Annotated in this window: 24 protein-coding genes and 2 pseudogenes; 3 read left to right on the forward strand and 23 right to left on the reverse strand. The window is 35.2% G+C overall.

Annotated features, from left to right (window positions below):
* Positions 1-60 precede the first annotated feature (60 nt).
* The 3 genes and pseudogenes from UMR38_01910 to UMR38_01920 all read left to right on the forward strand — a co-directional run bounded on the left by UMR38_01910 (position 61) and on the right by UMR38_01920 (position 1,375).
* Positions 61-243, forward strand: coding sequence for a helix-turn-helix domain-containing protein (locus UMR38_01910; protein ID MEC9484615.1), 183 nt, complete (start codon positions 61-63; stop codon positions 241-243).
* A gap of 95 nt (positions 244-338) precedes the next feature.
* Entirely contained in the window at positions 339-524 is a 186-nt protein-coding gene (locus UMR38_01915) for a hypothetical protein (protein ID MEC9484616.1), read from the forward strand.
* A pseudogene (locus UMR38_01920) lies at positions 524-1,375 on the forward strand (IS3 family transposase). Before UMR38_01915 ends, UMR38_01920 begins: the two are co-directional and overlap by 1 nt.
* 51 nt (positions 1,376-1,426) lie before the next feature.
* Here the strand turns inward: UMR38_01920 and cysE are convergent.
* From cysE to UMR38_02035, 23 genes and pseudogenes are all read right to left on the reverse strand, one after another.
* Positions 1,427-1,981, reverse strand: a complete 555-nt coding sequence (gene cysE / locus UMR38_01925) for a serine O-acetyltransferase (protein MEC9484617.1) — start codon at positions 1,979-1,981, stop codon at positions 1,427-1,429.
* 105 nt (positions 1,982-2,086) lie between these two features.
* Complete coding sequence (locus UMR38_01930; protein ID MEC9484618.1) at positions 2,087-2,671, reverse strand: hypothetical protein; 585 nt, start codon at positions 2,669-2,671, stop codon at positions 2,087-2,089.
* Complete coding sequence (locus tag UMR38_01935) at positions 2,664-3,482, reverse strand: ZIP family metal transporter (GenBank protein MEC9484619.1); 819 nt, start codon at positions 3,480-3,482, stop codon at positions 2,664-2,666. The genes UMR38_01930 and UMR38_01935 overlap by 8 nt, the downstream gene beginning before the upstream one ends.
* Positions 3,483-4,349 carry a class II fructose-1,6-bisphosphate aldolase gene (fba, locus tag UMR38_01940; GenBank protein MEC9484620.1) on the reverse strand — a complete coding sequence of 289 codons (867 nt, stop codon included), beginning with the start codon at positions 4,347-4,349 and terminating at the stop codon, positions 3,483-3,485.
* 85 nt (positions 4,350-4,434) lie between these two features.
* Positions 4,435-5,043, reverse strand: a complete 609-nt coding sequence (locus tag UMR38_01945; protein MEC9484621.1) for a ferric reductase-like transmembrane domain-containing protein — start codon at positions 5,041-5,043, stop codon at positions 4,435-4,437.
* Positions 5,043-5,225 (reverse strand): hypothetical protein, encoded by a 183-nt coding sequence (locus UMR38_01950; protein ID MEC9484622.1) that lies wholly within the window; start codon positions 5,223-5,225, stop codon positions 5,043-5,045. Before UMR38_01950 ends, UMR38_01945 begins: the two co-directional genes overlap by 1 nt.
* Positions 5,226-5,315: 90 nt before the next feature.
* Positions 5,316-6,629 (reverse strand): TldD/PmbA family protein, encoded by a 1,314-nt coding sequence (locus UMR38_01955; GenBank protein MEC9484623.1) that lies wholly within the window; start codon positions 6,627-6,629, stop codon positions 5,316-5,318.
* On the reverse strand, positions 6,629-8,023 hold the full coding sequence (locus tag UMR38_01960; protein ID MEC9484624.1) for a TldD/PmbA family protein: 1,395 nt from the start codon (positions 8,021-8,023) through the stop codon (positions 6,629-6,631). Before UMR38_01960 ends, UMR38_01955 begins: the two co-directional genes overlap by 1 nt.
* Before the next feature lie 141 nt (positions 8,024-8,164).
* Positions 8,165-9,808: a CTP synthase gene (locus UMR38_01965; GenBank protein ID MEC9484625.1), complete on the reverse strand. Its 1,644-nt coding sequence runs from the start codon at positions 9,806-9,808 to the stop codon at positions 8,165-8,167.
* A gap of 128 nt (positions 9,809-9,936) precedes the next feature.
* The gene (rpoE, locus tag UMR38_01970; protein MEC9484626.1) at positions 9,937-10,518 is read right to left on the reverse strand and encodes a DNA-directed RNA polymerase subunit delta; all 582 of its coding nucleotides are present in this window, start codon (positions 10,516-10,518) and stop codon (positions 9,937-9,939) included.
* A gap of 11 nt (positions 10,519-10,529) precedes the next feature.
* Positions 10,530-10,895 carry a DUF1934 family protein gene (locus UMR38_01975; GenBank protein MEC9484627.1) on the reverse strand — a complete coding sequence of 122 codons (366 nt, stop codon included), beginning with the start codon at positions 10,893-10,895 and terminating at the stop codon, positions 10,530-10,532.
* A 97-nt stretch (positions 10,896-10,992) separates the two neighbouring features.
* The gene (locus tag UMR38_01980) at positions 10,993-12,228 is read right to left on the reverse strand and encodes a HAMP domain-containing sensor histidine kinase (GenBank protein ID MEC9484628.1); all 1,236 of its coding nucleotides are present in this window, start codon (positions 12,226-12,228) and stop codon (positions 10,993-10,995) included.
* 16 nt (positions 12,229-12,244) lie between these two features.
* Positions 12,245-12,904 carry a phosphate signaling complex protein PhoU gene (phoU, locus tag UMR38_01985; GenBank protein MEC9484629.1) on the reverse strand — a complete coding sequence of 220 codons (660 nt, stop codon included), beginning with the start codon at positions 12,902-12,904 and terminating at the stop codon, positions 12,245-12,247.
* Positions 12,905-12,918: 14 nt separating this feature from the next.
* Positions 12,919-13,674, reverse strand: a complete 756-nt coding sequence (gene pstB / locus UMR38_01990; protein MEC9484630.1) for a phosphate ABC transporter ATP-binding protein PstB — start codon at positions 13,672-13,674, stop codon at positions 12,919-12,921.
* Positions 13,675-13,686: 12 nt separating this feature from the next.
* On the reverse strand, positions 13,687-14,889 hold the full coding sequence (gene pstA, locus UMR38_01995) for a phosphate ABC transporter permease PstA (protein MEC9484631.1): 1,203 nt from the start codon (positions 14,887-14,889) through the stop codon (positions 13,687-13,689).
* Entirely contained in the window at positions 14,879-15,844 is a 966-nt protein-coding gene (gene pstC / locus UMR38_02000) for a phosphate ABC transporter permease subunit PstC (GenBank protein ID MEC9484632.1), read from the reverse strand. The genes pstA and pstC overlap by 11 nt, the downstream gene beginning before the upstream one ends.
* An 89-nt stretch (positions 15,845-15,933) precedes the next feature.
* Positions 15,934-16,860, reverse strand: a complete 927-nt coding sequence (locus tag UMR38_02005; GenBank protein MEC9484633.1) for a substrate-binding domain-containing protein — start codon at positions 16,858-16,860, stop codon at positions 15,934-15,936.
* A gap of 153 nt (positions 16,861-17,013) precedes the next feature.
* Entirely contained in the window at positions 17,014-17,679 is a 666-nt protein-coding gene (locus UMR38_02010) for a response regulator transcription factor (protein ID MEC9484634.1), read from the reverse strand.
* Between the two features lie 83 nt (positions 17,680-17,762).
* On the reverse strand, positions 17,763-18,548 hold the full coding sequence (locus UMR38_02015) for a PhoU domain-containing protein (GenBank protein ID MEC9484635.1): 786 nt from the start codon (positions 18,546-18,548) through the stop codon (positions 17,763-17,765).
* A pseudogene (locus UMR38_02020) lies at positions 18,531-19,469 on the reverse strand (Na/Pi cotransporter family protein). The gene UMR38_02015 and the pseudogene UMR38_02020 overlap by 18 nt, the downstream one beginning before the upstream one ends.
* Before the next feature lie 129 nt (positions 19,470-19,598).
* Positions 19,599-20,564 carry a bifunctional oligoribonuclease/PAP phosphatase NrnA gene (locus UMR38_02025; protein ID MEC9484636.1) on the reverse strand — a complete coding sequence of 322 codons (966 nt, stop codon included), beginning with the start codon at positions 20,562-20,564 and terminating at the stop codon, positions 19,599-19,601.
* Entirely contained in the window at positions 20,557-21,501 is a 945-nt protein-coding gene (locus UMR38_02030) for a bifunctional oligoribonuclease/PAP phosphatase NrnA (protein ID MEC9484637.1), read from the reverse strand. The genes UMR38_02025 and UMR38_02030 overlap by 8 nt, the downstream gene beginning before the upstream one ends.
* A gap of 76 nt (positions 21,502-21,577) precedes the next feature.
* A complete protein-coding gene (locus tag UMR38_02035) occupies positions 21,578-22,714 on the reverse strand; it encodes a thermonuclease family protein (protein MEC9484638.1) in 1,137 nt (378 codons plus the stop codon).
* Positions 22,715-22,746: the final 32 nt, after the last annotated feature.

Here is a 22,746-nt window from a genome sequence, read left to right on the forward strand (position 1 = left end):
GAACTGCACCCAAAAACTTGGACATAGGAAACTATGAAAAAGAAAGGGTGCAGTTTTTATATGGCAAAATATTCAATAGAGTTTAAGAAGGAAGTCGTTGAGAATTACAAGAAAAATGGTGCAGCAGAAACTATTCGTGTTTATAATGTAAGTAAGAGATCCGTGTATTATTGGACCAGTAAATACGAGAGTGGTGATTTGATGCGTAAAAAGAATGAGACATATTCAGGAGAAAAAAACTAGAGATTATCAAGTATTATCAAGAACACGGAGCGTTTGAAACAGAGAGAAAGTATGACCTATCAGCAAGTTCCTTTTACAAATGGGAAAGGACCTTATTGGAATATGGATTTGAAGCATTAAATGAAGATGGTCGTGGAAGACCAAAAGGTCTTAAGAAAGACGTTAACAAGAATAAGGATTTATTAGCTGAGAACCAACGACTAAGACTTGAGAATATGTATTTAAAAAAGCTGAAAGCCTTAGTCGAGAAAAGGGAAGAGCAAGAAAACAAGAACAAGTAAAAGTCATTCTCGATATCAAGGCGAATACAAACTATACACTAAAAGAAATACTCAAAACAGCAGGCATGAAGAAATCAACATTTTATGAAGTAAAGAGTAAACTAAACGATCCAGATAAAGATGAAAAAATAAAAGAGAAAATCATCATCTTAGTCGCAAAACACCACCAAAATTATGGGTATCGAAAGATTACAGGAAGACTACGTAAAGTATACGGATTAATCGTAAACCATAAGAAAGTATATCGAATCATGAAAGAATTAGATCTTTTAGCAGTAGTTAGACGAAAAAAATATAAATCGTATAAAGGAACAGTAGGTAAAGTAGCTAAAAACGTACTGAAAAGAAACTTTACAGCGAAAGCACCAAATCGCAAATGGGTAACAGATATAACGGAATTTAAAGTGTGTGGAAGAAAGGTGTATCTATCACCAATCATGGATCTTTATGATAGAAGCATCATAAGCTTTACTTATGGCTTTTCACCTAAAGTTCAACTAGTAATGGACATGATTGAGAAAGCAACTCCACACAAAAAATATAGACGTCTTATAGTCCACTCAGACCAAGGATTCCAATATCAAAATAAAAGATTTCAAAAACATCTAAACAAAAAAAGAATCAAGCAAAGCATGTCTAGAAAAGGTAATTGTCTAGATAACGCAGTGATTGAATACTTCTTTGGAGTTCTAAAAACAGAATACTTCTACAGACAGAAGTTCAAAACAATAGAGGACTTCATTAAAGGTTTAAAAGAATACATAGAATACTACAACAATGAAAGAGTTATAACAAAACTAAAAGGAATGACTCCTATTGAATTCAGAAATCATTCCCTGTGTTTAAATTAATTATTAGTACCTAGTCCAACTTTAGGGGTTCAGTACATAAAATCGTCTTTTTTATTTCGCTTTTCCTGCTAAACTGCAATCTTCATCACTCAGTTTCTTCCCTTGAATAATCCGTGCTGGCATGCCTACGGCTGTTGAATATGGTGGTACATCTTTCAAAACAACTGAGTTCGCACCAATCTTAGCCCCCATACCCACTCGGATATTGCCAAGAATCTTAGCTCCTGCAGCAATCATAACATCATCACAAATTGATGGATGTCGTTTATGCTCAGAATCATTTCCGGTTCCACCTAAAGTGACTTGATGATAAATAAGAACGTTTGAACCAATCTCGGTAGTTTCACCGATCACCACACCACTACCATGATCAATAATAAAGTTCTTACCAATCTTCGCAGCGGGATGAATCTCTACACCGGTTAAAAAGCGTGCGATATTACTTAGTATTCTTGCGATTAATTTAAGTTTTATGATCCACAGTAAATGTGCAATACGGTAAAACCACACAGCATGAAGTCCCGAATGAGATAATAAAATTTCCAATGTATGTCTTGCGGCTGGATCTTTCCGTTTTAATGTCTTAATATCACTAATCATTCCCATATATATCACCATAATTCATTTTTATTTTCGTTTTATATGCCATTTTAATATATAATAGAAAAACCGTTACAGCAACTGTTATGCTAGTGTAACGGTTTTCACTCTTTATACATCTTCACCAAGTATGACTTCATCATCTTCATACAAGAAAATACCTAAATTTTCGGCAATTTCTACATAAATGTCAATGATATTCACATACTCGTAATCAATTTTGTCAAAAACACTTTGTAGTTTTGAATTTAATAAGTCCTTGATATACAAGAAATCTTTTCTTCGTTCCATAATCATATTTTCAATGGTTGTTTCGACATAATCTAACTCATCCATATTGGGATCATATCCGTGAGATTCGAGATCCTCCTTTAAATCTGCTAGATAGATTAGGTAGTAAACCATTTCTGTGTAGTCATTAAAATCATCACAATTGGATTTAAATAAGGTTTCAAAATAGATTCTAATTACATTAAATCGTCTGTCTAAATAATTGAACCCTATTTCAAAAATGTGTTCTAAATCCTCATCAAGACCTTCTTCTGAGCAAACACTATCATAAATATGATTAATAACAGCATATACTGGTTCAAGGCGTTCATATATTAGGCTATCGTTATCCTTAAACTGTTTCAAGATATCGTGATTCTCTAACTTCCAAGACGCATAATCACGGTAAATTAATTTATTATCCAAAGGCAACATCCAATGTCATCATTACAGCAAATCCGATCATTGCTCCAATGGTGGCTATTTTTGTATTTTTCATCATTTGGCTTTCAGGGATTAATTCTTCAATGACGACATAAATCATTGCCCCTGCAGCAAAACTTAATGAAAAAGGTAATAATGTACGCATTGTGATAGCCAGCAATGCACCTAAAACCCCAGCAATAGGCTCTACCATACCACTAAATTGTCCGATAAAGAATGCCTTGCGTCGAGACATCCCTTCTCGTCTTAATGGAATGCTAACTGCGGCCCCTTCAGGAAAGTTCTGTAAACCAATACCTAATGCTAATGCAATGGCTCCACCGATTGCTACACTTGCGGCAGCACTTCCACCAGCAATTGTAGATGCATAACCAAAGGCAACGCCAACAGCTAACCCTTCAGGTATATTATGTAAGGTAATCGCTAATACAAGCAAAATACTGCGTTGCCATTTTGAAGGTAACCCCTCTTGATGTGACGACATAACGTGCACATGAGGTAAATAACGATCTACCAATAATAGAAATACGCCTCCCGAAAGAAATCCAAAACTTGCTTGAAGCCATGGAATTTGATTTAACTCTTCAGCCAATTGAATCCCTGGATTAAGCAAACTCCAAAAAGATGCGGCAATCATCACACCCGCACTAAATCCTAACATACCGTTAAATACTTTTTGGGAGACATTTTTAAAGGGGAAGACTAATGATGCTCCGAGCGCTGTTACAAAATAAGTAAATAGGGTTCCAAGTAAGGCAGCCCAAACTGGGTTTTGATAGATCCAATCAAACATTTAGGCTTTGTTACTTGACCCAAATAAAGCCATTTTTTCTTTAACCCCTGAAATGATTCTATCATATCCAGGTTTTAATAATTTTCTAGGGTCAAATCCTTTACCTACTTTATCTTTTCCAGCTTCTATATACTTACGTGTTGCTTCAGCAAACACTAACTGTAATTCTGTATTCACATTAATCTTTGATACACCTAATGAAATGGCTTCTTTAATCATGTCATTTGGAATCCCTGATCCGCCATGTAATACAAGCGGCATCTGACCAGTAATATCTTGAATTTCTTTTAATACATCAAAACGTAATCCTTGCCAGTTGTCTGGGTATTTTCCATGAATATTACCAATACCAGCTGCTAACATAGTAACACCTAAATCAGCAATTTGTTTACATTCTTGCGGGTCAGCAACTTCACCACTACCAACGACACCATCTTCTTCTCCACCGATTGCACCAACTTCTGCTTCAACGCTAATACCACGTTCATTCGCGTATTCAACAATCTCTTTTGTTTTGGCTAAATTTTCATCAATTGGATAGTGAGAACCATCAAACATTACACTACTAAATCCAGCTTCAATACACGCTTTAGCACCTTCAAATGATCCATGATCAAGATGTAAAGCAACGGGCACAGTAATGTCAAGATTTTTCAACATACCTTCTACCATACCAACAACAGTATCAAATCCTGTCATATAACGTGCTGCCCCTTCTGAAACACCTAAAATAACTGGTGATTTCGCTTCCTGAGCAGCTGTTAATATTGCTTTTGTCCATTCTAAATTATTAATATTAAACTGGCCAACTGCATAGCCTTCTTTACGTGCTGTTTCTAACATATCTTTTGCAGATACAAGTCGCATAATTCGTTCCTCCTAATATTTTATCTTCGACTAAATTATACCTTATCTACTTAATAATGTAAACTAAGACGGTATTTAAAAGCCACTAATTTTCTTTAAGCACTCTATGTTTATTGTATTTAGAGACCATTGCCCAAAGGCGCAGTATTAGATACCCCAAAAAAATAACAATATAGTAAATCTGTCTATTGTTTTGTATGAGAATGAGATGAAGTCCAAGAAGGCCATAGAATAAATAAGATAATTGGTGCAGTCGTTTCCACTGAACATAGGTCATTTTACGCCTAACAAAATGAAATGATGTGATAAAAAGGGGCACAATAATTACCATCGCTATAAGTCCAAAAATCGGTGATAAGCTGATATTTAATATGCCTATATCGTCAAGAATATACTCGAGGTAGATGAGTGCATGTGGCAGTATAGATAGTGTTCCTAATACGGCGTACTCAGCTCTTACTTGGCGTAATTTCTTGGTAATATATCCTTTTTCTAAGACGCCTGTATACATCACAATGATAAAAAACGATATCCCTGTATACCCAAGTGTCAACACATTCACTTCACTATCAATTAAGATCAAAATAAGCACAGCGGCAATAGAATAAATAATGTAGCGATACCGATGAATTTGTTTAGAAAACAAAGTAGCCAACAATACAAAAACTGTTATATGAAATATAATAAGACTCATTAATCATCATCCTCTTCTTCATCGTCTTCATCATCTGTTGCCCCGGCATAATCATCAATTGTTACATAATATGTGTCATTCGTAGCGCCTGCTAATGTATCTATCGTATCATTAATCGGCTCGTTAGATAATGCCATGATACCCAAAGTTATAAAAAGCAATAACACAATTAGTTTTCTCATTTTAAACCCTTCTTTCATGTTATCTCTATTATATACTATTTTTCGTATGGATACAAAAAAAAAGACTGTTTCAACAGTCTCTTTACGTATTTATTTACCTGATATTTGTAGTGATTTAATTTTAATTGATGGACTTCCGATAAATGAGAAATTCATCTTAGTATCATTACAGACTTGCGTGACATCATTTAGTAAGTCTAGGTAATTCCCCGCAACTGTGATAAGTGCGACAGGTCTGGTTTTTTTACCATTTTCAATTAAATAGCCTGATGCCTGTAAACTAAAGTCACCACTAACGAAGTTACAGCCTGCATGTGTTCCAGCCAACTCTGTGATTAATAATCCTTTTTCTAAAGAAGCGATGGCATCCTCTAAAGATGTATTCCCTGCATCAATATAGAAATTCGTTGGATGTATGCCATTTTTAAAGCCATTTCCAGTAGACTGAACGTCGTCTTTTTTAGCTGTTCTTAAGTCATACAAGTACCCTGTTAAGGTCCCCTTATCAATGACCTTCTTATATGTGGTTGCGACACCTTCATCATCAAAACTACCTGATTTACTTGATTTTTTCATGAATGGATCATCAATGATAGACACAAGCTCATTTGCTATTATTTGATCCTTTTTACCTTTAAGTAATGAAACACCTTTTTGCACATTTTGAGCTGAAAACATTGGAACGTGAGGTGCTAGTAAAGCAGTCGAGGCACTATTTTGTAAAATAACTTCATACGCCCCAGATTCAACTGGTTTTGCCCCTAATAAAGCACAAGCTTTTTTAGCGCCTTCTCGAGCAATTTTCTCTAAATCAAAATCATCATAGATATTGCTTTGTTGGTATTCAATCGCTGTCCGTTGATCATCACCATCACTAGCGATAACGTATGCACCAAATACACCAACATTAACTTTTTTCTCAAGTTTTAATCCCTTTGAGTTTTGAATTAATACGTTTGTTGTGCCATCCCCATAAAAGGCTTGAACCATTGTGACACGCTCATCTTCAGTTTTAACAAGTTCTTCTAACTTCAAGGTATCCTCTATTTTACGTTTAGGATCCACTTCTTCTAAGGCTTTATTGTATAAACCTTCTACTTCTTTATAGTGGTCATCACCTTCATAGATAAATACTTCATCATCGTTATCAATCGCTTTTGCAGAAGCTATGACACTGTCGACAATAAATTCGAATTGATCACTATTAATGATTTCAGTAGTAACTGTCCCCATCTTTTTATCATAGATACCTTTGACAGATAATTTGGCTGTATCTGCGATTGTATATTTTTCTAATGATCCTTTAAATACCTCAATATCAAAACTTGTCCCACCAGAATAATAGACTTGTAAATCTTCAATACCTTTCTCTTTTGCTAAGGCAAATAATGTATCAAAATTCATTAGTTAGCCCCCTTTCGTCCACCGACGGTCATTTCAGAAACACGAATCGTTGGCTGTCCAACATCTGTTGGTATGCTACCAGATGCGCTACCACACATTCCTTGAGCACGTAATAAGTTGTTCCCAACCATATCAATTTTTTGTAGTGCATCTTTTCCTGAACCTACTAGGGTTGCTCCACGTACTGGTTCTTGAATTTCACCGTTACGTACAATATAACCTTCCATTACTGCGAAGTTAAAATCTCCTGTGGCAGGTTGAACACTTCCACCACCCATTTTTTTCGCATACAGTCCATATTCTGTATTCTTTATGATGTCTTCAAACGTTGATTCTCCATTGTCAATATATGTATTTGTCATCCGTGATGTAGGTGCGTATCGATAACTTTCTCTACGCCCGGAATGCGTTCCTGGTTCATCCATACGTTTGGCATTTAAATCATCAATCATGTATGACTTTAACACACCATCTTTAATTAACACACGACGTTTTTGTTTGTTCCCTTCATCATCATATGTGGCGCTTCCCCATCCATTAGGAATGGTTCCATCATCAATCGCTGTCACTAATTCACTAGCAATTTTTTCACCTTTTTTACCCGTAAAAACACTCGCTCCTTTAGCAACAGCGGTTGCTTCTAAACTATGTCCAACTGCTTCATGGAATATGACGCCTCCAAACCCATTATCAATAATAACAGGCATTGAACCACTTGGGCATTCTTCAGCATGTAGATTCTGAATCGCAATCCGCGATGCTTCTTTAGCTGCTTCTTCTACATCAATTAAGTCTTCAAATATCTCAAATCCATAAAATCCGCCGGGACCATTAAACCCTTGTTGCTTTGTTTTTTCATTCGAAGCAACTGATCCTATAGCCAATCGTGTTCTGACACGTTGATCTTTAACATAGGTACCTTTTGAGTTAGCAATCCATACGTTTTGCACATAATCCGCATAACGTACTGAGACTTGTGTGATTTCGTCACTATATGCACGAGCTGCTTTATCTGCCCGTTTCAATATAGCTACTTTGTCTTCAATCGGAACCTCAGAAGGTAATATTTTCACCTTGTGCGCTTGTTCTGATTGTAATTCCCCTAATTCAACTTTGATGCCTCTTGACTCACCTTTAAATGATTGTGCTAAGTCAGTTGCCAGTTGTACTAAGTCGTCTTCTTTTTTACTATTTGTATATCCATAAACAACATGATAATCTCTTGCAACGCGAATACCAATACCGGATATTTTTGCATTATTTACTTTATCAATTTTACTATCTAATAGTGATGCGCTTGTTTGAAATTTGTCTTCAATAAACACTTCAGCAAAATCAGCATTTGTAGATAATGCAGCTTCTAAAACATGTGTGATAACGTGTTTTGATAACATATAAATCCTCCTTACAAGTTCGTTAGGTAAATTATATCATAACTATCCTAAATAGTGAAGTTATAGACACAATACAAAAACGGCTATTTATAGCCGTTTTATCATTTTTTGCATAAGACAATTTTAGGTAATTTGTCATAATTAACTCATTTTCTTATTTTTCCTTATTTTTTTACTGTTTTCTTTCCTTTTTAAACTTGCTTGAATAAATCCTTTAAATAATGGATGCGGTCTTAATGGGCGCGATTTAAACTCGGGATGAAATTGTGATGCGATAAAGAAAGGATGATTGCTAAGTTCTATCATTTCAACAAGACCGGTAGCTGGGTTGGTTCCGCTGAATTTAAGACCACAATCTTCTAATGTTTTCTTATATGTATTGCTAAATTCATAACGATGACGATGACGTTCTTGAATTAAATTAGACTTATAAAGTCTCTCTGCTAGAGTGTTTGATTCAATTGCACACTCGTATAAGCCCAGTCGTAATGTCCCCCCCATATCAATTCCTTCATATTGTTCTGGTAAATAATCTATGACAGGGTGTGGCGTGTCTTTATCAAACTCTGTTGAGTGTGCGCCTTCTAATTTACATACATTTCGAGCAAACTCAATCGTCGCTGCTTGCATACCTAAACATAATCCTAAATAGGGTATATTATTTTCACGCGCATATGTTACAGCATTAATTTTACCTTCAATTGCCCGTTTTCCAAATCCTCCAGGAACTAAAATACCATCAACATCAGCTAAATAACTAGACATATCATTATCTACTAGTTCGCCAGCATTTATCCATTTAATATTTACCTTTGTGTGATATGGATATCCTGCATGTTGTAACGCTTCACTAACACTTAAATAGGCATCTTGTAAAGAAACATACTTTCCAACAAGACCGATAGTAACTTCTTGATCAAGTGTTTTTACAGTGTTTACTAGTGCTTCCCACTCAGTTAAATCAACAGAATTTGTCTCTAAATTAAAATGTTTTAAGACAAGATCATCTAAATCTTGTTCTTCTAACTTTAAGACGACCTCATATAAAACTTCTTGGTCTCTTGCCTCAATGACTGCTTCTTTACGCACATCACAAAAGAGTGCGATTTTTTCACGAATAGAGTTTGTAATAGGACGTTTTGTCCGTAACACAATAATATCTGGGGCAATCCCAAGTTCTCTTAAGTTTTTAACACTGTGTTGGGTTGGCTTAGTTTTCATTTCACCAGCACTTTCTAAGTAAGGCACTAGTGTATTATGGATATAAATTGTATTATTATATCCAAAATCGCGTCGTGCTTGTCTAATAGCTTCTAAAAATGGTAGCGATTCAATATCACCAACCGTACCTCCAATTTCTGTGATGATAACATCCGCATCACTTTCATTAGCGGCTTGAATTAATTTATCTTTTATTTCATTAGTAATATGAGGGATGACTTGTATGGTAGCGCCCAAATATTCTCCCTTACGTTCTTTTTCAATGACATTGGCATAGACTCTACCAGTTGTAATATTACTGGCTTGGGAGAGATTCTCATCAATAAAACGTTCATAGTGTCCTAAGTCTAAATCTGTTTCTGCGCCATCATCGGTCACAAAAACTTCACCATGTTGGTATGGACTCATTGTACCAGGATCAATATTGATGTATGGATCAAATTTTTGCATAAAAACTTTTAATCCTCTGTTCTTTAATAAACGTCCTAGTGACGATGCGGTAATTCCTTTTCCTAAACTGGAAACTACACCTCCAGTTACAAAAATAAACTTTGTTTGCTTCATTAAAATCACTCCTCAGAAAAATTGCTATAAATATAAAAAATAGCCCTCCTAAATTAGGAGAACTATTTAACTAACGCGCCCTTTAAAATTATAGCAAACGATAGTATAAAAATCAATGTTAAATTTAATTAATCATCATACCGGTCTTCATATTTATCCATATACTCGTTATATTTTTCTTCGTCGAAATCGTCATCATAATCTTCTTCAAAGACATCTTCTTCATAATCTTCAACGACGCCTTCATCATCAAGGTTTTCATCAGCAACAACATCAACTTCTGGGACAACTTTATCCTCTTCGTCAATCACTGTTTCAGCTGGTTCAACTTGTTTAGGATCGATAACTTCTTCCTCGACAACTTCTTTTTCAGCCGATTTAGGTTTCGATTTTTTAGCCTCTTTTTTAGGCTTTTCTGCTGTTTCTTTTGGCACTTCAACCTTGGTATATTCTTTATAATGTGATCCATCTTTGTCCCAAAGTTCAATCTTTTGGTTTTCTTTAAGATCCCATTCGTTATCACCAACATAAATAAAGTGCGCTGATGTTACAAGATCAGCATAAAAATTATTGATTGTGTCATCTGTTTCTTGTGCTTTTGCGTCTGCCAGATCAACTGCTTTTTTATATAAGTCATAAACGTTTAATGGTGTTTTTTCCTTTTTTAGGACTTTAATTGCCGCCCCAACTAATGATAATTCGCTTTGCATTGTACTCCTCCTCAAATCTCACGATATTCTATGTTAATCGTCGCATCATTTACAACTGTTTTATCTTGTAATAGTTGATAATGGACAAACAACTTATCTTTCTTTTTTTCAAGCGTTAATGTTTTAATATCAAATAGAAGTTTTTTACCTAAGGTTTGGTAGGACCCTTGCGTAATAATATTTTCTTGAAACTCATATTTCATATCAACACTGCCTTGACGAATATATTTCATTTTATTTTTTTCTAAAATAATAAAATGTTTAATTTGCTCATCATCTTGAAAGGAAAGTCGGTTATTTGTTAAATCACCAGTTGCATTAATAATGATTTCATCATCGCCTGATGTCACTGTGCATTTCACATCGAGTTCTTTCATTATATCACCAAACGTTATTATATCATATTTATGCTTTCAAATAAATCAATGCGTCACTATTATATAGTAAGATATCATTTCATGCAAGTAAAATTGTTTACAATATCATATTATCTTTGAGAGGGAGACGGATAATAAAGGTTGATCCTTTATCAATTTCAGACTCTACTGTAATTGAGCCCCCATGACGTTGAATCACGTTCTTACTAATGCTTAATCCTAATCCACTGCCACCTGTTTTTCGACTACGTGTCTTATCCACACGATAAAAGCGTTTAAAAATTCGTTCAATATTATGCTCTTCAATGCCAATACCTGTATCACTGATCTTAATCACATAGTTCTCATCTTCGACAGAACCTTCGATAAAAATAGATCCTTGGTCTGTATAGTTAATCGCATTATTAATCAGATTGGTTAATACTTGTCTAATTTTGTAAGGATCAATTAACAATGATGCCGGTTGCACTGTAATACTATGAGATAGGTTTTTTTTGTCCATTAAACGGTTAAGACGTGTATAAGTCTCATTTAGGGCCTCGTGTATAGGTGTTTTTATCAGTTCTAATTCATAATCCACACGATCCATCTGAGCGATGGTCATCAAGTCCTTCAATAAGCGTTCCATCCGTAGTGACTCTTCTTGAATAAGCTCTAAAAATTCATTACGTTTGTCAACGTCAATGTCTTGGTCCCGTAATAATATTTCCGAGAATCCTTTAATGGTAGAAAGCGGTGTCTTTAACTCATGTGAGACATCGGCAGTAAATTGTTTTTGATATTTTTCGGCATTTTTTAAAATGGTTATGTCATGAATAATCACAAAACACCCTTTAAATATTTTATTTTCATAAAGGGGGGTTGCAATTAAATCATAATCCGCACCATTATATACAATTTGACGACGCAACTTTGATTCTAATATATATGAATGATGAACAAATTCATGTAGTTTTTCTATTGATTTTAATGCATCATACGACTTGTGATATAAATCGAGTCCAAAATAATCTTTTAAATCCTTATTTGCGAGTTGAATCATCCCTGTTTCATCAACCATTAAAAGACCAAAACTAAACGAATCAGATAATGACAACACTTGTTCTAAAGTTGCCTTTTTCTCTTGAATCGATTTATCTAAACGGTACTGTAAACTACGTACACTTGTATCTAGGTCTTCTTCTAGTGTTCGGTTTAAATTTTGAATTGATATAATATGATAAATCATTAAGCCAATGATAAAAATACCAAGCAAAAAATCGGATGTCAGATACATCGCATGGCCTAATCCAATAGAATAAACAATTATTATTTGAATGACACGTCTTTGCATGGTTGTCACCTCGTTATCAATCAAGTTCTAAGCGTTTAGCATTAACAAGATATACAATATTCTCAGCAATATTGGTTACATGATCTCCTGCTCGTTCAATCTGTTTTAAGACAAGAATGACACGCATTGCCTCCTCGGCTTCTTCATCTGTTTTCGCTTTTGCAACTCTAATAAATTCTTTAACATATTTTTTATATGTAGCATCAATTTCTTCATCTGACTTACTAACTTTTAATGCAGCTTCTACATTGCGTTCTTTAAATGCCTGTACAATCTCTTTCAACATTGGAATAAAGAGATTGGTTAAATTAACAACCCGTTTAACAAACTGATCATTATCATTTTTAGTTTTGACAAGGTATTTAGCAATATTGACGGCGTAATCAGCAATCCGTTCTAAGTCATTAGAAATCTTAACAGCCGAAATAATTTGTCTGAGATCGGACGCTACCGGACATTGTTTGGCAATTAGTAAATAGGCATCCACATTGATTGATTCTTCAAGACCATTGACAATTTTATCATGATCCATAATATGGTGTGCTAAATCAATATCATTGTCTTCACAAGCAATGACAAGGCGTTTATAACTTTCAAGAACTTCTTGACCCATCGCGTCAACGCGATTGTTTAATTCTTCTAGTTCATCATTAAAATGTTTTCGTGTGTTTGTCATAATAATAGTCCCTCCTATCCAAAGCGTCCAGTGATATAGTCTTCTGTTTTTTGATTTTTAGGTTGTGTAAATATTGTATCAGTAGAATCTACTTCAATCAACTCTCCCATTAAAAAGAATGCGGTTTTATCACTTATACGTGCTGCTTGCTGCATCGAGTGTGTCACAATTACAATTGTATAATCTTGTTTAAGGTCATTCATGAGTTCTTCTATTTTCAATGTCGCAATAGGATCAAGTGCACTGGTAGGTTCATCCATTAAGATTACTTCTGGTTCCATGGCTATTGCTCTTGCAATACATAGCCGTTGTTGTTGTCCCCCACTTAAGCCCATCGCACTGTCATTTAGACGATCCTTTACTTCGTCAATTAACGCGGCCTTTTCTAAACTTGTTTGCACGATTTCATCAAGACGCTTTTTATCCTTAATCCCTTGACATCTTGGTCCGTAAGCAATGTTATCATAAATGCTCATTGGAAATGGATTAGGATTTTGAAATACCATCCCTACTTTTGTGCGGAGGCCTATAACATCATAATCTCGGTCATAAATATCATTATCATGATAATCGACATCTCCCATAATTTTACATCCTTCAATTAAATCATTCATCCGATTTAAACATCTTAAAAACGTTGATTTTCCACACCCTGATGGTCCAATTAATGCGGTGACTTGGTTTTTTTCAATTTCCAAAGATATATTTTTTAATGCTTGAAACTTCCCATAGAATAGATCTAAGTTCTCTATTTTAAATACAGTTTTCATATTATCATTCCTTTATTCATAACGTTTTTTAAAACGCATTGAGATTAGTTTAACAGAGATATTTAAGACAAGTACAATCAGTAAAATTACAACAGCAATCGTACTTGCTAATTGAATGTTGGCTGGTTCATCTGACATTAAAGACCAGATATGAACAGCTAAGGTTGTTGATTTTCCAAAGATTGAAATATCATCTTTAACTGCTGTCCCGATTGCAAATATAAGCGCTGCGGACTCTCCAATAATACGTCCAATCGCAAGCAATGTAGCAGTTAAAATCCCAGGCAATGCATTCGGTAAGACGACTTTAAAAGTTGTTTGTGTATGATTCGCACCTAGTGCAAGTGAAGCATTTCGTAATGCATCTGGAACCACTTTTAACGATTCTTCTGTTGATCGAATTATGACTGGTAACAAGATAACACCAAGTGTTAGACTTCCTGAAATTAAGTTTCCACTTGTGGCGCTAGTGTATCGTACGGTTAAGGGAACAAACACTGCGAGACCCATCAATCCAAAGATAATGCTTGGGACACCTGTTAATACTTCAACCATACTTCTTAATGTATTCGTGATTCTATTTTTCGGTGCAAATTCATTGAGGTAAATGGCTGTAAAGATCCCAATTGGTAAACTAAATAGTAAACTCATACCAATCACATATAATGTTGTTATAATTGATCCTCTAATACCGCCCCCTAGAGATGTAAATACAATCTCTCTAAAATTATCTGATGCATTAAGTTCGTTAATCATGTATTCTGCCCCATAGATTGGTAAAGCGGATGCTTTATCTTCAAACTTAATGGCAGTGACAATATTACCTACTTTAATTCCAAAATTTTCTGTTGTGGGGTTGTTTTTATCATTTAAAGATTGCATTGGTGAATCTTTTGCGATATAAACGACGCGTATAACATTTTTCCCTTCGCGGTTTTCCGTATCTTCAAAGGCAATGCCCCATCGATCGGAGTAATACATATTATCTTCAAGTGTATCAGGCGCTTCGGTTGTTGAATACGTTATATCACCTTCAATATCTGCATTATAGTATTTCTCGTGATAGTCATTAACTAGTAATCCAAAGTCAAGTAAATCTGAGCCGTTACGAAACACATAAATAAATATCATTGACAAGGCTATAACAGCAATCGATGAGGCCACGTAAGTTAATGCCTGATATAAAATATCTATTTTTTTACGTCTATTTGACATCGACATTACCTACTTTCCGTTTAACAAAATTCAGTGTAATATTCGTTATTAAGATAACAATCATCAATACAATACCCACACTAAACCGTATATCATAATCAATACCAACTGTTTCTTTTAATCCTTGTAGCATCGTTGATGTCAGTGTGGATGTAATCTGGAAGAACCCAAGAGATGGACCACTTCTTGCATTCCCCGCAACTAGTGAAACCGCAGTGGCTTCTCCTAATGCACGACCAATCCCTAAAATAGCGGCGGTGAAAATACCAGACTTTGCACTGGTTAAAACAACCTTAAAATTCGTTTGCGTCTTGGTTGCCCCGAGGGCTAAAGAGCCATGAATAATATCTTTATTCACACTTCTTATCGCAACCTCACTCAAGGCTGTAATAGTGGGTAAAATCATCAGTGAGAGAACTAACACTGTTGCTAGAACACTGTTTCCTCCTTTAGATTGTACACCAAATATTTTCGCTAAGTTATAGACAAACGTTAAGATTAATCCACTTCCAAATAATCCATATACAATTGATGGGATTGCAGCGAGTAACTCTACAACAGTCCGCATCACTTCAGCCAATTTCTTTGGCGCAATACGCGCAATAAACAAGGCCGTTAACACCCCAATCGGTAATGAAATTAACAGTGATAAGAATGCAATATATAGGGTATTAATAATAATGAACCCGACACCATAGAGGTTAGACACAAATGCTCTTCCTTCAAGCCAGGTTGTCCCAGTTAAGAACCGCCATAAATTGACACGTCCAATACCATCATTATCTGTCACAAAGGGAATTACTCCTTCTGCGGTGACAAATACTATAATAATGATGATAAATGACGCACTAATAATTGTGGCAAGTAAAAAGAATGCCTTGATAATGAAGTCAATCACATCATTTTTAGTGTGTATGTGTAGTTTCGATTGTACTTTTTTTAATATATTAGTCATTGATATGCCTCCTTATATCGCAAGAAAAGCCCTAATAAATAAGGGCTGTTTCTTGATATAATTAAAATAAAAGGTTTGAAAAATTATTATTAGTCTAGGAGTTCTTCCCAAGTTGTTACTTCTCCACTATAAATATTTTTAAGATCCGCGGCTGTGACACTGTTTAATTCATTGTTTAGATTAACAATTACGACAATGGCATCCCATGCTAATTGGCCTTGTGTTCCAGCTTCGCCAGCTTCAGAATCTTTGAATGGACGTGATGCAAATCCAATATGTTTGTAGTTGTCACCATCTTTTTCACTACCTTGTGTCCGTTTGAATCCATCTGATGATCCAGTATGATCATGCTCAGGAACAAAGTTTCCACACTTTGGTGCAAATGCTGATGATAATGCTTCAGCGATTTTTTGAATAGAGTCTGATCCACCAAAGCGAATTACGACATCACTGTTGTCTTGAGCACATACAGGATGTTCTGCTGCAATATCATCCCAAGTTTCCGTGCTTTCTAATGCAACAGCACCTTCATTGGTAATAATATCTGCGCCATCTGTTGTTCCCATGAATGCTACAAATGCTAATACAATATTTTTTTCTGTTTCATTTGCATAATCATCCATCGCCCGTGTCACATAATTAAATGGACGTTTTAAGTCATAGGTGTTATTTACTACATTAGGTACCGAAGGTTCTACTCCGTTAAATGCTAAGCCTTTGACATCATCATTTAATGTTGCTAATGAGATATACCCAATACCATACTCATCGGTTGTGATCGAGTTCAAAATACCTGTATTGTCTTTAATAACAAATCCATCGACTAACACACTGTCATCTTCTTCTGCTTCATCAAATCCAATACCACCCATAAATCCGGCACGTGTACCGCTTGATGTATCTCGTGTATAAACAGTGATGTTGTTTGTTGAATCCCATCCTGCTTCGGTATTACCACATGCACTTAATGTCAGTGCAAATACAAATACTGTTACTAATACTACTAACTTTTTCATTTTTGTTTGTTTCCTCCTTAAATTAACTTACACACTAACTATAGCATGTGACTATTTAATCTCAATTTCGTTTGTGTTAATTTTTTGTTAACAAACATCATAAGCTAGTAAATAAAAAGGACGAGAAATTCTCGTCTTTCTATAATATATATACTATACAATTTTGTATCCAATGCCACGTACTGTTTTTATAAAGTTTGCGTCCGGATCAATTTTTTCTCTCAGTTTAAATATATGGACATCGACAACTCGAGAATCTCCATCATAACTGAATCCCCACAGATTGGTTAGAAGTTGATTTCGTGATAATGCTTTCCCTTTATTCTTTAAAAGATATTGTAATAATTCAAACTCTTTAAGTGTTACTTCAATCTTTTCATCGTTTCGAAATACTTCATAACTGCTGTTAACAATCGTTAAGTCATTGTAGTGTATTACGTCATCATTGTTCATCAATCCTTGACGGCGTAATCCTGCCTTAATTCGGGCTAGAAGTTCTCTTGGTGAAAAAGGTTTTTTTATATAATCATCAGCTCCGACATCAAAACCTTTAATGACATTATACTCATCATCTAATGCAGTAAGCATAATGATATATACTTCATTACCTTCATCGCGAAGCTTTTTACATATCTCCATACCATCCATATTCGGAAGCATTAAATCGAGTAATAAAATGTCAAAATGTTTTGTACTGGCTTTTTTATATCCTTCAAAGCCATCTAATGCTGAATCGACTTCATATCCCATTTGTGAAAGATCGTACTCAATCATCCGTTGAATTGCTTGTTCATCTTCAATGATTAATATCTTTGCCATAGCTAACACCTCATATATTACTATATCACAATTATTATTAAATTATAAAAAACTAACAATTAATTAACAATTCCTAACGCTTTTTAAACTTCGTAATCTAATTCTTCGTTGTAATAGTATTCCTGTGTAACGTTAATAACAATATTGTTGCAGTGATCCCCGATACGTTCAATGTTAGATAAAATATCGACATATAATCCATCCTGTGTTTCTAATGCCAACTTATTATTAATCCGCATAATATGACGTTTTCTGTTTTTGATAACTAAGCGATCAATAACATCTTCACGATCCATTACTTTTTTCGCGCTAATAGCGTCTTGTGTGTCAAATGTCTCAATCGTTAAAGCGAGGGTTTCGCTGACTACATCATATAACGTACGTAATTCATTTAATGCATCTTCGCTTAATATAATCTTGTCTTCGTAGCGGTTCTCAAAGAATTGAAGTAAGTTCGTACAATGGTCGCCAATACGCTCAAAGTCCCTTATGGTATCAACAAATGCAGCTTGATCTGAAGATGCTTGCTTATCTAAATCATTTTGCGCTATTTTAACTAAATAGTCATGCGCTTTTTTATCAATGGTATCTAACATTTCTTCAATCTGCATTCCATTTTCAAATAATTTTTTATCTTCTTTGAAAGAGTATTTCACTGTATATTCAAACATTTGTTCAGTCAAACGCCCCATATTAAGAACAACTTTTTTAGCACTCTCAAGAGCTAATGTTGGTGCTTCATCAATTAGGTCATCATTTAACGCATCAATATCAACATTTAACGCATCAATATCAACATTGATTAATCCATCTTCCCCAGGGATGATGAGCATTGATAACTTAACCAGCTGGTTAATAAACCAAAACATAATAAAGGTATTTATTATATTAAATCCCATATGTGCAAAACTTATCGTCATTGCGGCATCTTCGCCATTTAGAAAAGTATCTTGTAAATATTGAATTATTGCTGTATAAGGTCTCAAAAATGTCATAAATACAAAACTTCCTACAACGTTGAAAATAACATGTACCGCCGCTGTTCTTTTTGCTGCAATACTTCCACCTAAAGACGCTAATACAGCTGTAACAGTCGTTCCAATATTATCTCCAAACGTAATGGCTATAGCCCCAATAAGCGGCACAGCTCCCGTTGTGTACAATTCTTGTAAGATTCCAATAGTTGCACTACTTGATTGGATCGTAGCAGTTGTAGCAGTCCCAACAATAAGGCCTAAAACAGGGTGTGAAGCGACCACTTCTAACGCATTAGTAAACCAAGGTTGATAAGCAAGCTGTTTTAACGCTCCCCCCATCACATCAAGACCAAAGAACAGCATACCAAATCCAAGTAATACACCCCCAAATTGACGGTATCGTTTACGCGAACTAAAGAAGACTAAGAAGCTCCCTGCGGCCATAATTGGTAATGCGTATGCCTTAATCTTAAGGCCTAATAAAAACGATGTTACAGTCGTGCCAATATTCGCCCCTAAAATAATTCCGATTGCCTGAGGCAATGTCATTAACCCCGCACGAACAAGTCCGATCGTTTATGCCGTTGTCCCAGAAGACGATTGTATGAGTCCTGTAATAACAATCCCAACAATAATACCTTTAATAGGTGTGTTAGTTGATTTTTCTATAATTAATTTTAACTTATTCCCAGCAATAGCTTTTAAAGAGTCTCCCATAAGATTAATCCCATAAAGGAAAATCCCTAATCCTCCCAAAATTTGAAAAATGGTGATCTGCCAATCGATAGGCGTCACATCTGCTAGTAAAATCATCAGTTTCCTCCTTAAGTGAATACCATACAAAATATATCATAAAATTAACAATAATGAAACAATTAAATTGTTTTTTAATATTTATTAATATTATCTTAACAAATCACTTAGATTACATAAAAAAAGGACTTACTGTCCTTCTTTGTAAGCTTTAGCAAGTTTATCTGCATCTTCTAATAACAAGTCTGTACGATCCCAAGTTCCTAAACTAGCACCACTTGCCATCGCATGGCCACCACCATCATATTTGGCAGCTAGTTCATTAATTGCAGGCCCTTTTGAACGTAATCGACATCGTACGATTCCTTCTTCATATTCCGCAAAGAGTGCCCAGATTGGACAATCTTTAAATTTGCCTAATTCATTTACTAAACTTGTTGCTTCTTCTAAATCAACATCAAACTCTTCCAAATATTTTGGCAAGATTTTAAAATAAACAACACCGTTCTCAGTTTTTTTATAGTTTTGTAATACAAATCCTTTAAAACGCGTAAAGTTTTCTGTACGGGTATCTAAATAATCATAGACATCTCTAGCATCTAATCCGGCATCATAAAGCAGGGCTACATTCCGGAAAGTATCTCCATCGACACCGCTATATTTAAAGCGGCCTGTATCGGTTAATATACCAAAGAATAAGGCATCTGCGGCTTCTTTACTTAAAACATATTCCTCTTTAAACGCATTGTATAAATCAAGAATGATTAAAGCTGCGGCTGGTCGTGATGTATCAATATATTCCACATCACCATAGGTTTCAACCTGGATGTGATGATCCATCTTAATTGTTTTTTCACACCGTTTAAATCGTTCATCTCCCATACGCTCAATATTTGCCGTATCAACGAGTATTCCTAAGGCATTATCAAATACCGTATCATCTTTTAAAACATCGGGTACACCGATATATGAGGTGAAATCGCTCGTTTCACCAACGACGTAGACTGTTTTATTATCATAACTTGCTTCAATCATATGTTTTAATCCAAATGCTGTCCCAATCGCGTCTCCATCAGGTCTTGCATGAGGAAATACGATAATCGTCTCATACCTTGCAATTAAATCATGGATTGTTTGTAATTTTTCTTTATTCATTATTTTGACTCCTAACTATGTGCTGGTGGAGGTCTTCTAGTAACTTAGAGGCTTCATCTAACGACTTTAAGTTACACCCACACGCTAAAGCATGCCCGCCACCACCGTATTGTTTTGCAACCGCCACAATTGGCGTTGATTTACTTCTTAATTCAACCATAACTTCATCGCCATCTTCTGTGAAATTAGCCCATGCATCAATACCTTTAATACCACTCATTTGATTTACCATTGCTCGAGAAACCGTAAATGTTGAGACGTTAAACATTTCACTAACTTCTTCAGTGTTGGTCATATATGCGATATGGTCTTTAAATATTTTAAAGTTATTAATAAAATACCCTTTAAGTTTCTTAAAATTCAGTTCTTCAGTATAAAGATGCCCATAAATCCATTGTAGTTTCGCCCCTCTACGAAGTAAAAAGGCTGCGATTTCTAATGTGTCAGCTTGTGTACTCGGATATAAAAAGCGGCCACTATCGGTGACAATACCAGCGAGAAACGCTGTACTCGCCTGTTCATCAAATCGCAGTTGATAATCTGTCAAAATATCAACAATCATTTCAGCACAAGCAATTTTACTTGAATCAATATATGAAATACATTCAATATCAGGCGCGTTTAAGTGATGATCAAGTACGAGTACTTGATCAGCTAGAGTATAACGATCATCACTAATGAGTCGTTTTACACAGACATCTAGTATAATTGCTAATGCGCCTTCATAAAAACTATCCTCAATCGTATCCATCTTGCCGAGAAAGTTAAAGACATTTTCATCCCCAACCGCATACACAGATTTCTTAGGATAATTTAATTCAATAACCCTTTTTAACCCCATCTGACTTCCATAAGCATCCCCATCTGGATTGTTATGTCGATGAATGATTATTGTATCATACTCTTCAATTAATTTAATCACTTGTTCTTTCATCATTTCACCTCTAAACTAACAGTCTATTATATCACATTTTAAGTACGTAAGTAAGACATTTTACAGATTAATTGCTAGTCTAGTTCCAACGATTATAGTCGGGTTGATCATTTTCATAATCCCAGTAATAATCAAGCAAATTACCCCATTGTCCGCGTTCATTTAAAATAGCGTCATCTTCAGCAATATGCATCCATTCATTATAAGTATACTCTCCGTAACTCAATGTTTCGCCTGCGCCGAACTCATACTTCACTTGTGCCAGACCTTGTCTAACAAGCATGTAATTTAATAAAAAGTAGTCCTCTTCTCCAGGTAGTTGAATCCAAATCCATCCAAGTAAACGTCCATGCGTATCAAGCAATCCATCTCCAGGATCTGTTTGAATAGCGATTTTCTCTGCACTCTCTAATAAACTACAGGTGTATACACTAGCTGGTTTCCCCCACTCTTCTTCTCCACCAGGATAAGTCTCTTCTGTATCCATATTTAAGAAACGTACACTTTTTGCACTACTATTAATCGCATCATAAATATCTTGTGGGTAATTAAACCGCCCAGTGTCGCCATCAGTGCAAGTTCTTAGTGTCACATCAAACGCACCACCACGGGGGTTCATATAAGATTGATTAAAGAAATCACTATCTAGTAATGGACCGTTATAGTCTAAATCTAAGACACTAAAATATGTATCTGTGACCGGTGGAACATAATCATATACTTCAATACCAATTGCGCTAATGGGATCATACATTTCCCCAGCTTGATAATCTCCAACATATCCGATAACCTCGTTATCTAATGTTTGATCGGTAGTACTAATTTCATGAATAGTAAAGGGTAAATTTAGACCGTTAAATAGGGGCGCTATCTCCTCATAAGTAGCGTTTGTTAAATCAGGTAACTCTACCCAATCATCTGTATATGGTGGGTAAACGATAACCTTCACCGATTCCTCTATATTAACGATATCACCAATAGAATGATCCTCATACATCATAAAAATACCGACTAATTCTTCAACTTGATCATCGGCATAAACAATCTCATAGTTGACATCTAAACGGTCTAACTCTGCTTTTATGTCTGACTCTGTCCAGTCATTTAAATCAGGTAGTGTTACCCACCGATTACTTTGATTCTCTTCAGGGGTCTCACACCCATAAAGTCCTAATGTTCCAATTACCACCAAGAGCATTAATACTACTTTTTTCATACTTTCACATCCAGTCTAACGTATCATTATAT

It is taken from the genome of Candidatus Izemoplasma sp. (genome assembly GCA_036172455.1).
Taxonomy (GTDB): domain Bacteria; phylum Bacillota_I; class Bacilli_A; order Izemoplasmatales; family Izemoplasmataceae; genus JAIPGF01.

Excerpts from the sequence above, each read along its gene's own strand:
- fba (MEC9484620.1), bottom strand. The coding sequence starts at position 4,349 with ATGCGACTTGTATCTGCAAAAGATATGTTAGAAACAGCACGTAAAGAA.
- UMR38_02010 (MEC9484634.1), bottom strand. The coding sequence starts at position 17,679 with ATGGCAAAGATATTAATCATTGAAGATGAACAAGCAATTCAACGGATG.
- pstA (MEC9484631.1), bottom strand. The coding sequence starts at position 14,889 with ATGTCAAATAGACGTAAAAAAATAGATATTTTATATCAGGCATTAACT.
- UMR38_01960 (MEC9484624.1), bottom strand. The coding sequence starts at position 8,023 with ATGTTATCAAAACACGTTATCACACATGTTTTAGAAGCTGCATTATCT.
- UMR38_01965 (MEC9484625.1), bottom strand. The coding sequence starts at position 9,808 with ATGAAGCAAACAAAGTTTATTTTTGTAACTGGAGGTGTAGTTTCCAGT.
- pstC (MEC9484632.1), bottom strand. The coding sequence starts at position 15,844 with ATGACTAATATATTAAAAAAAGTACAATCGAAACTACACATACACACT.
- UMR38_01910 (MEC9484615.1), top strand. The coding sequence starts at position 61 with ATGGCAAAATATTCAATAGAGTTTAAGAAGGAAGTCGTTGAGAATTAC.
- UMR38_01935 (MEC9484619.1), bottom strand. The coding sequence starts at position 3,482 with ATGTTTGATTGGATCTATCAAAACCCAGTTTGGGCTGCCTTACTTGGA.
- UMR38_01955 (MEC9484623.1), bottom strand. The coding sequence starts at position 6,629 with ATGAATTTTGATACATTATTTGCCTTAGCAAAAGAGAAAGGTATTGAA.
- UMR38_01980 (MEC9484628.1), bottom strand. The coding sequence starts at position 12,228 with ATGCAAAGACGTGTCATTCAAATAATAATTGTTTATTCTATTGGATTA.
- phoU (MEC9484629.1), bottom strand. The coding sequence starts at position 12,904 with ATGACAAACACACGAAAACATTTTAATGATGAACTAGAAGAATTAAAC.
- UMR38_02015 (MEC9484635.1), bottom strand. The coding sequence starts at position 18,548 with ATGTTTTGGTTTATTAACCAGCTGGTTAAGTTATCAATGCTCATCATC.
- UMR38_01975 (MEC9484627.1), bottom strand. The coding sequence starts at position 10,895 with ATGAAAGAACTCGATGTGAAATGCACAGTGACATCAGGCGATGATGAA.
- UMR38_02035 (MEC9484638.1), bottom strand. The coding sequence starts at position 22,714 with ATGAAAAAAGTAGTATTAATGCTCTTGGTGGTAATTGGAACATTAGGA.
- UMR38_01950 (MEC9484622.1), bottom strand. The coding sequence starts at position 5,225 with ATGAGAAAACTAATTGTGTTATTGCTTTTTATAACTTTGGGTATCATG.
- rpoE (MEC9484626.1), bottom strand. The coding sequence starts at position 10,518 with ATGCAAAGCGAATTATCATTAGTTGGGGCGGCAATTAAAGTCCTAAAA.
- UMR38_02025 (MEC9484636.1), bottom strand. The coding sequence starts at position 20,564 with ATGAATAAAGAAAAATTACAAACAATCCATGATTTAATTGCAAGGTAT.
- UMR38_02030 (MEC9484637.1), bottom strand. The coding sequence starts at position 21,501 with ATGATGAAAGAACAAGTGATTAAATTAATTGAAGAGTATGATACAATA.
- pstB (MEC9484630.1), bottom strand. The coding sequence starts at position 13,674 with ATGAAAACTGTATTTAAAATAGAGAACTTAGATCTATTCTATGGGAAG.
- cysE (MEC9484617.1), bottom strand. The coding sequence starts at position 1,981 with ATGGGAATGATTAGTGATATTAAGACATTAAAACGGAAAGATCCAGCC.
- UMR38_01945 (MEC9484621.1), bottom strand. The coding sequence starts at position 5,043 with ATGAGTCTTATTATATTTCATATAACAGTTTTTGTATTGTTGGCTACT.
- UMR38_02005 (MEC9484633.1), bottom strand. The coding sequence starts at position 16,860 with ATGAAAAAGTTAGTAGTATTAGTAACAGTATTTGTATTTGCACTGACA.